8 protein-coding genes are annotated in these 9,582 nt (G+C 33.3%); 5 read left to right on the top strand and 3 right to left on the bottom strand.

Features of this window, described 5'->3' with window-relative positions; all coding sequences use genetic code 11:
- The 4 genes from WBN21_RS03570 to WBN21_RS03555 form a co-directional block, all read left to right on the top strand.
- Positions 1 to 423: DUF368 domain-containing protein (locus WBN21_RS03570; protein WP_424197925.1), on the top strand; the 423-nt coding region annotated here is incomplete at its 5' end.
- Between the two features lie 2 nt (positions 424 to 425).
- Entirely contained in the window at positions 426 to 1,442 is a 1,017-nt protein-coding gene (locus WBN21_RS03565) for a DUF368 domain-containing protein (protein WP_424197924.1), read from the top strand.
- On the top strand, positions 1,439 to 2,179 hold the full coding sequence (locus WBN21_RS03560) for a shikimate dehydrogenase family protein (RefSeq protein WP_424197923.1): 741 nt from the start codon (positions 1,439 to 1,441) through the stop codon (positions 2,177 to 2,179). Before WBN21_RS03565 ends, WBN21_RS03560 begins: the two co-directional genes overlap by 4 nt.
- 231 nt (positions 2,180 to 2,410) lie before the next feature.
- On the top strand, positions 2,411 to 4,399 hold the full coding sequence (locus WBN21_RS03555) for a DUF349 domain-containing protein (protein ID WP_424197922.1): 1,989 nt from the start codon (positions 2,411 to 2,413) through the stop codon (positions 4,397 to 4,399).
- 169 nt (positions 4,400 to 4,568) lie between these two features.
- Here the strand turns inward: WBN21_RS03555 and mazG are convergent, their stop codons facing one another.
- Entirely contained in the window at positions 4,569 to 5,342 is a 774-nt protein-coding gene (mazG, locus tag WBN21_RS03550; protein WP_424197921.1) for a nucleoside triphosphate pyrophosphohydrolase, read from the bottom strand.
- A gap of 197 nt (positions 5,343 to 5,539) precedes the next feature.
- On the opposite strand from mazG, the gene WBN21_RS03545 reads away from it, so the two are divergent.
- Positions 5,540 to 6,031, top strand: a complete 492-nt coding sequence (locus tag WBN21_RS03545) for a hypothetical protein (protein WP_424197920.1) — start codon at positions 5,540 to 5,542, stop codon at positions 6,029 to 6,031.
- Positions 6,032 to 6,243: 212 nt separating this feature from the next.
- Here the strand turns inward: WBN21_RS03545 and WBN21_RS03540 are convergent, their stop codons facing one another.
- Both WBN21_RS03540 and WBN21_RS03535 read right to left on the bottom strand, forming a co-directional pair.
- The gene (locus WBN21_RS03540) at positions 6,244 to 6,711 is read right to left on the bottom strand and encodes a CBS domain-containing protein (protein ID WP_424197919.1); all 468 of its coding nucleotides are present in this window, start codon (positions 6,709 to 6,711) and stop codon (positions 6,244 to 6,246) included.
- A gap of 479 nt (positions 6,712 to 7,190) precedes the next feature.
- Positions 7,191 to 9,461: an aconitate hydratase gene (locus tag WBN21_RS03535; protein WP_424197918.1), complete on the bottom strand. Its 2,271-nt coding sequence runs from the start codon at positions 9,459 to 9,461 to the stop codon at positions 7,191 to 7,193.
- Positions 9,462 to 9,582: the final 121 nt, after the last annotated feature.

The raw sequence follows: 9,582 nt of genomic DNA, 5'->3' as shown, positions 1-9,582 counted from the left end.
ATTTGTGCCATGATTTTACCTGGTATTTCAGGGTCTTTTATTCTTATTATTCTTGGCGCATACAAAACGCTAAGCAATGCTATTCATGATGTTGATATAAAAAAAATAATCATTTTTGGAACGGGAGCTTTAGTAGGTTTACTTAGCTTTAGTCATGTGCTAAAATGGCTGTTTAAAAACTATCATAATGTGACGCTAGCGCTACTAACAGGCTTCATTTTTGGGTCATTAAACAAAGTATGGCCATGGAAAAACACATTATCATGGCACACCGATTCTAAAGGTGTTAAAGCACCATTATTACAAGAAAGTATTTCACCTTTTTCTATTGATGGTGATAGTCAAATCATGATGGCCATTTTCTTAATTATTTTAGGGTTTTTAACTATATTCATTCTTGAGCGTGTAGGTTCTAAAAAATAAAAATGGAAGGTACCAGAACACTTACGGATAAACTTTTTCTAATTTTAAAAGGATTAGGAATGGGTGCTGCAAATAAAGTTCCTGGTATTTCTGGTGGTGTAGTTGCATTTGTCGCTGGCTTTTATGAGGAATTTATATATTCCCTTAGAAAAGTAAATAAAAACGCCTTCAAGCTACTTTTCAATGGCAGGTTTAAAAGTTTTTACAGATACATTAATGGTCGTTTTTTAAGCTTGTTGTTCTTCGGAATGATTGTAAGCTACTTTAGTATTTCTAAAGTTTTGGATTACCTTATAAAACACTATGAACTCTATGTTTGGAGCGTGTTTTTCGGAATGATAATCGGTTCCATTTATTACATAAACAAAGATTTTAAGGACTGGAACTACAAAACTTACATATCGCTTGCCATTGGTATTTTACTTGGCGTTGGGATTAGCTTTTTAAATCCAGCGAAAGAAAATGATAATTTATGGTTTGTTTTTTTCTGCGGTATTATTAGTGTTTCCGGAATGACTTTACCCGGTTTTTCAGGGTCATTTATTTTAATTCTTTTAGGGAATTATGTATTACTTTTAGTAGATTCAGTAAATGCCCTATTTGATACATTTTCTGAAATTATTAGCGGCGATTTTAGCGTTTTTAATAACTCTGAACGCATCCGAATGCTGAAAGTTTTAGTCGTTTTCACCTTAGGCTCGGTTACAGGTCTAGTAACATTCTCGCATGTATTAAGCTATATTTTAAAACATTTTAAAAGCATCACACTTTCTGCAATTATTGGTTTTATAATTGGCTCTTTAGGGGTTGTATGGCCTTGGAAAAAAACGATTTATAAATTAGATAATACCGGTAATGCGTTATTTGATTCTAGAGGCGAAATGGTCATTAAAAATTACGAACGGTTTATGCCCAATTTAAATCCTGAAACTTATTACGCTATTTGTTTTATTATTTTAGGAATTGCCCTAGTTTTGGCATTAGAATGGTACGGACAAAAAACCCGAAAAGCAAAATGAAAAAACTAGGTTTATTAGGTAAAGATATTTCTTATTCTTTCTCAAGATCATATTTCAAAAAGAAATTCGAAAATGAACATATTAAGGATATTTCATATGAAAATTTCGATATTGAAACCATAGATTTATTCCCTTCTATTATACAAAATACAAAAGGGCTAAAAGGGCTAAATGTTACTATTCCATACAAAGAACAGGTTATCCCATACCTTGATAAAATCAATAAAAAAGCAAAAGCCATTGGTGCCATAAATACTATTCGAATTACTAAAAAAGGCAAATTAATAGGCTACAATACAGACTGTTATGGATTTAAAAACACCCTAAAACCCTATGTAAAATCACATCATAAAAAAGCATTGATTTTGGGTACTGGAGGCGCTAGTAAAGCTATTGCATTTACCTTTAAAGAAATGGGTATTAAATACCAATATGTATCAAGAACCTTAAAGGATGGCGTTAGCTTTACGTATGATACCTTATCGGAAAAAGACATCGCTGAACACCAAATTATAATTAATAGTACGCCATTAGGAACATTCCCTAACGTTGAAGATTGTCCAAATATTCCGTATGCTGCCATCAATAAAAATCATATTCTTTTTGATTTAATATACAATCCTGCTGAAACCAAATTTTTGCAACAAGGCAAACAAAACGGAGCAACGATTATAAATGGGTTAAATATGTTAAGACTTCAAGCAGAAAAATCATGGTCTATCTGGGATCTTAAATAAATAACTACTTCTAAATTAATCAACATAAGGTAAGTTTACTGATTATTTCATGTAACTACTAGTAATCAGCTAGTTCGAAATAGCACTTATAACAATATTAAAAATAGCCAAAGCAGACTTTATTATTTAATCCAATTTTGGCGATTAAAAATCTTATAGTACTTTAAAAATAATTTACTTGTTGTATCTTTAATGACGAAAGTAATTTTACGAACCTTAACATTTTTTAAAATGTCTGATATTAACAACCCTGAAGAAGTAGACGGAACTGAAGAAATTAATTCTATTGAGAATTCCGACCAATCAAACGACAATCAAAACGCAGAAGACGCCGTTAATGCTACTGAAGCAGTTAATGGCTCTTCTGAAACAGCTGAAGCTCCAAAGATTGAGCCAGTTCAGAAACCTGAGATTGCTGAAGAAGATGACGAGGTTATTAATGAAATAGAAGAATCGAACGCTGAGGATGCTGAAGATGAAGGTAATAAAGATAGACACACTATTGAAGTAAAAGCTTATGACACCATGTCGTTGGAAGCTTTAGCCATAGAGTTAGAAAAGCTTATTGAGAAGGAAAAAGTACAGGCTATAAAATCTCATGTCGATAATATTAACTCGGAATTTAAAACCAAATTTCAAGCTTTAATTGAAGAAAAGAAAGAAGATTTTTTAAATGACGGCGGCAACGAAATAGATTTTTACTACTCGTCTCCAGTTCAAAAAAGATATAAAGAAGCTTACAAAGCATATAGAAAAAAGGTAAATGCGCATTACCAAAGTTTAGAGCAAAATTTAAAGCAAAATTTAGCCAACAAACTTGAAATTATTGAAGAGTTAAAGGGTTTAATAAATGTTGAAGAAAACATTAACACCACTTATAAGCACTTTAAAGAATTGCAAGAGCGCTGGAGAAATACGGGACCAATTCCGCGTGATAAATACAATAATGCTTGGAATAGCTACCACCACCATGTAGAAATTTTTTATGATTTTTTAAATATTAATAGAGATTTACGCGACCTAGATTTTAAGCATAATCTTGAAAAGAAATTATTAATTATTGAACGTGCTGAAGAATTGGCAATGGGTGATGACGCCATGCGTGCATTTAGAGAACTGCAAGAACTTCATAAAATGTGGAAAGAAGAGCTTGGCCCTGTTCCTAGAGAGCATCGCGAAAGTATTTGGGAGCGCTTTAAAGCTGCTACCAAAACTATTAATGATAAACGCCAAGTTTATTATAAAGAAATAGATAAAGTTTACGAGAAAAACCTTGAATACAAACTAGAAATCATTTCTAAAATTGAGGACATTGCAAGCCAAGACACAAATTCGCACGGGTCGTTACAGAAGAAAATAAAAACGGTTGAAGAATTAAGAGAAGCCTTTTTTAATGCTGGTAAAGTTCCTATAAAAGTGAATGAAGAAACCTGGGCAAAATTTAAAGATTCTGTTAGATTATTTAATAGAAAAAAGAATGCCTTTTATAAAGACCTTAAAAAAGACCAATATAAAAACCTGCAGCTAAAACTTGATTTAATTAAAATTGCTGAAGACAATAAAGAAAGTGACGATTTTGAGGTTACCACGCCTTTGATGAAGAAAATACAAAGTGATTGGAAAAAAATTGGTCATGTTCCGAGAAAAGACAGCGATAAGATATGGAAACGATTTAAAGCAGCTTGTAATGGTTATTTTGACAGAATTCATGCTAAACGCAATGCGGCAAGTGCAGAACAAGTGGAAGCATACAATAAAAAGAATGACTTTTTAAATAGCTTAAAAGACTTAAAACTACCAAAAGATAAAGCAGAAGGTGTTGAAGCTATAAAAGAACAAATCAAGCAATGGCAAACAATAGGTCGCGTGCCAAGTGATAAACGCTATATTGACGGAAAGTTTCAAAAAACGATTGATGGTTTGTTAAACGATTTGAAAGTTGATAAAGCGGAAGCTGAAATGATTAAGTACGAAAATAAATTGGATAGTCTTAATGATGCTAATGATACAAGAAACTTAGATAATGAGCGTACTTTTATACGTAAGAAGATTGATGAACTGAAAGGACAAATTAATCAATTGGAAAATAATTTACAGTTTTTTACAAATGTTGATGAAGATAATCCGCTTGTAAAAGAAGTGCATACCAACATTAAAAACCACAAAGAATCGCTTAACGTTTTGAAAGCTAAACTTCGAAAAATTAAAGATTTGTATTAATAATCTAGACTTTACAGATTTAAAAAAAATTGATATTGGGGAGCGTTTTATAGGTTGCACTTATAATATTTTGCCCCCCTAATTAGCGGCGTTAGGTATCTTCAAGGGGACAATCCTACTATTCAACTGAGTGAGTTGTCCCCTTGAGGGGACTTTATGGGTGTTTTTTTTAAAGTATTTTTGCCTCTTCCCAAAATACATCCATTTCAGCTAGAGTCATGTCTTTTAGTGGTTTATTCATACTTTTCGCTTTACTTTCTAGGTATTGAAAACGTTTTGTGAATTTTTTATTGGTACGTTCTAAAGAGTTTTCAGGATTGATGTTTAAAAAACGTGCATAATTTACCATAGAAAATATCACATCACCAAATTCGCTTTCCATCTTGTCTTGATTGCCAGATTGCACTTCAGCTTTAAACTCTCTGAGCTCCTCCTCTACTTTTTCCCAAACTTGGTTTGGTTCTTCCCAATCAAAACCAACACCTGCTACTTTTTCTTGAATTCGGTTTGCTTTTACCAAGGCAGGTAAACTTTTTGGAACACCTTCTAAAACGCTAGTTTTACCTTCTTTTAGTTTTAATTTTTCCCAATTTCGTTTTACGTCATCTTCATTTTCTACTTTTACATCACTATAAATATGTGGGTGTCTATGAATTAACTTTTCGCAAATGGTGTTACATACATCTGCTATATCAAAATCTTTCGTTTCACTTCCTATTTTTGAATAGAATACAATGTGCAATAACACATCGCCTAATTCTTTTTTCACTTCCTCTAAGTCATTATCTAGAATAGCATCACCAAGCTCATAAGTTTCCTCAATGGTTAAATGGCGTAAGGTTTCCATGGTTTGCTTTTTATCCCACGGACATTGTTCGCGCAACTCATCCATTATGGTTAATAATCTATCAAAAGCTTTAAGTTGATCTTGTCTGGAATTCATTTTTGAAGTTTTTGTAAAAATACGGATTTGATTATGTTGAATTAAAATTAATTATCTAAAATAACGACTTTACTTTATCAGAAAAAACGATAAATTTGTATACAGTCGATAAGTTTCACCTGTGCTGAATTTATTTCTGAAGTGAAATAGAAACTTATCTTTGGATTGCCAATGAATTAAAAAAATCGGTACGCAAAATGAAAATTGAGTTTAAAGAAGAACAAAAATTTACACAATGGTGGCTTTGGCTGCTTTTAATCGGAATCGGAATTTTACCGATTTTCGGAATTTATAAGCAATTAATTCTCGGAGAAAAATTTGGAGACAAACCGATGTCTGATTTCGGTCTTATCATTTTCTGTTTTTTTATTTTTGGTTTAATAGCTATGTTTTGGTTTATGCGACTGAAAACTAAAATTGACCAAAATGAAATCCGGATAAACTTTTTTCCTTTCATTAATAAGCGAGTAAATTGGAAAGAAATAAAAAACGCTGAAATCGTGAATTATGGATTCGTTGGGGGCTGGGGAATACGACTTTGGACAAAATACGGAACTGTATATAACACGAAAGGAGATAAAGGTTTGGCTATTGAGCTTCTGAATGGGAAAAAATTTCTAATTGGAACTCAAAAAGAAACTGAATTGAATAAAATAGTGGAAAAAGCCTATTGGCATCACCGTGTTTAATTAATTGCCTTCTGAAGTTCTTATTTGGAAAATTCCTTCGAAATTTTCGTTAATAAATCATTATTTATCATACTAGTTATTTACATACGCAAAAAAACCTTATAATACCTGATGGAATACACTTAGCAAAAAGCTAACCAAAACCTGTACAAATTAACTAAATGAATTAGCGGACTTATACGCTAGGGTTTTTAACTATAATATCAATATGTTTATTTCTTCCAATTCTGGGACTTCAAATTTACAGTCGCCTTAAGAATGTCTTTTTGTGAAATCTGGCCTACTAATTTTCCATTTTCAATAATGGGAAATCGTCTTCTTTTTTCATTCAAAAATTTATTGGCGGCATCAAAAATATTCATATTACCATCAATGGTATCGACATTCTTGACCATACAATCTTCAATTAAATTACGCTCCATAGGCAAATTGTAATACCTACTGTCGCTAATATGCTTTATGCAATCACCTTCAGAAATCATCCCAATTAATTCATTATTGTCATTAACAACTGGTCCACCCGAAATCTTTTGATTAATTAAGATATCTACTGCCTCATCCATTAATTGTTGTGGTCTAAAGGTTATTAAATTTGTAGACATATAATCACTAACTTTTACCGGAAGTTCCTCGACAGAACTTTGATGCTTTCTTGCACCTTGAAAACTCTTAATACCCATAATTAAAGATTTATCAATTTACTAAAGATACTAAATATTTAATTACATATTCTAAATAATTTGTTAAATATACTGTATTATTATCATTAAATACATAATTTTTATAAGAATACAGCTTTTTGTTTTAAATATGTTTTTAAGATTTATTACGATTTAATAAAGTGAAATTAATGCTTTAACAGATGTGCTCGTGTTAGAGATTGCAGAAAAACATTTATGGTCATAAATTTATTAATATTAAATAGAAAGGCATTAATAAAACCCACAGCGACTTTTTTTAAGGGCAAAATATCGTAACCTTTCGACTTCGCTCTGAATAAAATACTAGCCTTGCAGATAGCTCTCGGGATTAAGTTAACCTGCCTGCAAGCAGGCGTACAACTTACCTTTATACCATATAAAAAATCCAGCCGTAAAGCTGGATTTTTTATATTCAAATATACCTACAAGGCTTTGAATAACTCGCAGGTTAAAGCGTATTATGCGTTGTTTTCTTTCTTAATTAAATTAAGTGCAGAACCTTCCTTATACCATGCAATTTGTGCATCGTTATAGGTGTGATTCAGTTTGATGGTATCTTTTGAACCATCTTTATGAACTGCCTCAAGCGTTAATTGTTTTCCTGGTGCAAAGGCGTTTAAATCTGTGAAGTTGAAGGTATCATCTTCCTGAATTAAATCGTAATCTGACTCCTTTGCAAACGTTAAACCTAACATACCTTGTTTTTTAAGGTTTGTTTCGTGGATACGTGCAAACGATTTTACAATTACTGCCGCCACACCTAAATGTCTTGGTTGCATTGCGGCGTGCTCTCTTGAAGAACCTTCACCATAATTGTGATCTCCAACTACTATTGTTTTGATACCTGCTTTTTTATACTCACGTTGTACATCAGGAACTCCCCCATAATCGCCTGTTAATTGGTTTTTAACAAAGTTTGTTTTTTTATTGAAGGCATTAACAGCGCCTATTAAAGTATTGTTTGCAATATTATCTAGATGCCCACGGAAACGTAACCATGGTCCGGCCATAGAAATATGGTCGGTAGTACATTTTCCAAAGGCTTTGATTAATAACTTAGCTCCAGATATATTATCGCCTAATGGTGTAAAAGGTGTTAATAATTGGAGTCTTTCGGAATCTGGGGCAACTTTTACTACTACGCCACTTCCATCTTTATCGGGTGCTAAATAGCCATTGTCTTTTACTTCGAAACCTTTTGGTGGTAATTCCCATCCTGTTGGCTCATCGAACATGACTTCTTCACCGTTTTCGTTAATTAACTTGTCTTTTAACGGATTAAAATCTAAGCGACCAGCTATTGCTATGGCTGCCGTTATTTCTGGTGAAGCCACAAAGGCATGTGTATTTGGGTTTCCATCGGCACGTTTAGCAAAATTTCTATTAAAAGAATGTACAATGCTGTTTTTTGGTGCGTTTTTTGGATCGCTATATCTTGCCCATTGCCCAATACATGGACCGCAAGCATTGGTGAATATTTTTGCGTCTAGCTTTTCGAAAATCCCAAGAATTCCATCGCGCTCTGCGGTGTAACGTACTTGCTCTGAACCTGGATTGATTCCTAATTCCGATTTCATTTTTAAACCTTTATCGATAGCTTGTTGCGCTATGGAAGAGGCTCTTGATAAATCTTCATAAGAAGAGTTTGTGCAAGACCCAATTAAACCCCATTCCACTTTTATTGGCCAATCGTTAGCCTTAGCTTTTTTAGTCATTGCAGTTCCTACTTCCGTAGATAAATCTGGCGTAAAAGGGCCATTTAATAAGGGGCCAAGTTTTGATAAATTAATATCGATTACTTGATCGAAATACTTTTCTGGATTTGCATAAACCTCAGGATCTGCAGTTAAGTGTTGTTTTACTTTGTTTGCAGCATCGGCAACATCTGCTCTTTCAGTAGCACGTAAATAACGTTCCATAGAGTCATCGTACCCAAATGTAGATGTGGTTGCGCCTATCTCGGCACCCATATTACAAATGGTTCCTTTTCCTGTGCATGACATGGATGTTGCTCCAGGTCCGAAATATTCCACAATAGCGCCAGTTCCGCCTTTTACAGTAAGAATTTCGGCTACTTTTAAAATGACATCTTTTGGTGCTGTCCATCCAGAAAGTTTACCCGTTAACCTTACTCCAATTAATTTTGGGAATTTAAGCTCCCAAGCCATTCCTGCCATAACATCAACGGCATCTGCCCCTCCAACACCAATAGCAACCATTCCTAATCCTCCTGCATTTACGGTATGTGAATCGGTACCAATCATCATCCCACCTGGGAATGCATAATTTTCTAAAACTACTTGGTGAATAATTCCTGCGCCAGGTTTCCAGAAACCAATGCCGTATTTGTTTGAAACGGATTCTACGAAATTAAAAACTTCACTACTTACGCTGTTGGCATGTTTTAAATCTTTTGCAGCGCCCTCTTTAGCTTGAATTAAGTGATCGCAATGCACGGTAGTTGGTACAGCAACCTTCGTTTTTCCCGCTTGCATAAATTGTAATAATGCCATTTGTGCTGTGGCATCTTGACACGCAATTCTATCTGGTGCAAAATCTACATAATCTTTTCCTCTAGTAAATGCCTTTTTAGGTAACCCATCCCAAAGGTGAGAATATAGAATTTTTTCAGATAATGTTAGTGGGTTCCCAACAATTTCACGTGCTTTATCAACTCGTTCAGCCATTTTGGTGTAAACACCTTTGATCATATTGATATCGAATGCCATATAATTTATTTTTAGTTTGTTATTTTTTTATAAGTAACCTAAGATACAAAATAATGGATGAAAATAAAATTCCAAAAAAATATAAAAACTAATTTCCAAAATTCGAACGACGGATAGTCTC

The organism is Algibacter sp. (assembly GCF_049667265.1).
GTDB lineage: Bacteria > Bacteroidota > Bacteroidia > Flavobacteriales > Flavobacteriaceae > Algibacter_B.
This window is presented reverse-complemented; position numbering and strand designations above follow the sequence as displayed.

Excerpts from the sequence above, each read along its gene's own strand:
- WBN21_RS03555 (WP_424197922.1), top strand. The coding sequence starts at position 2,411 with ATGTCTGATATTAACAACCCTGAAGAAGTAGACGGAACTGAAGAAATT.
- WBN21_RS03540 (WP_424197919.1), bottom strand. The coding sequence starts at position 6,711 with ATGGGTATTAAGAGTTTTCAAGGTGCAAGAAAGCATCAAAGTTCTGTC.
- WBN21_RS03565 (WP_424197924.1), top strand. The coding sequence starts at position 426 with ATGGAAGGTACCAGAACACTTACGGATAAACTTTTTCTAATTTTAAAA.
- mazG (WP_424197921.1), bottom strand. The coding sequence starts at position 5,342 with ATGAATTCCAGACAAGATCAACTTAAAGCTTTTGATAGATTATTAACC.
- WBN21_RS03535 (WP_424197918.1), bottom strand. The coding sequence starts at position 9,461 with ATGGCATTCGATATCAATATGATCAAAGGTGTTTACACCAAAATGGCT.
- WBN21_RS03545 (WP_424197920.1), top strand. The coding sequence starts at position 5,540 with ATGAAAATTGAGTTTAAAGAAGAACAAAAATTTACACAATGGTGGCTT.
- WBN21_RS03560 (WP_424197923.1), top strand. The coding sequence starts at position 1,439 with ATGAAAAAACTAGGTTTATTAGGTAAAGATATTTCTTATTCTTTCTCA.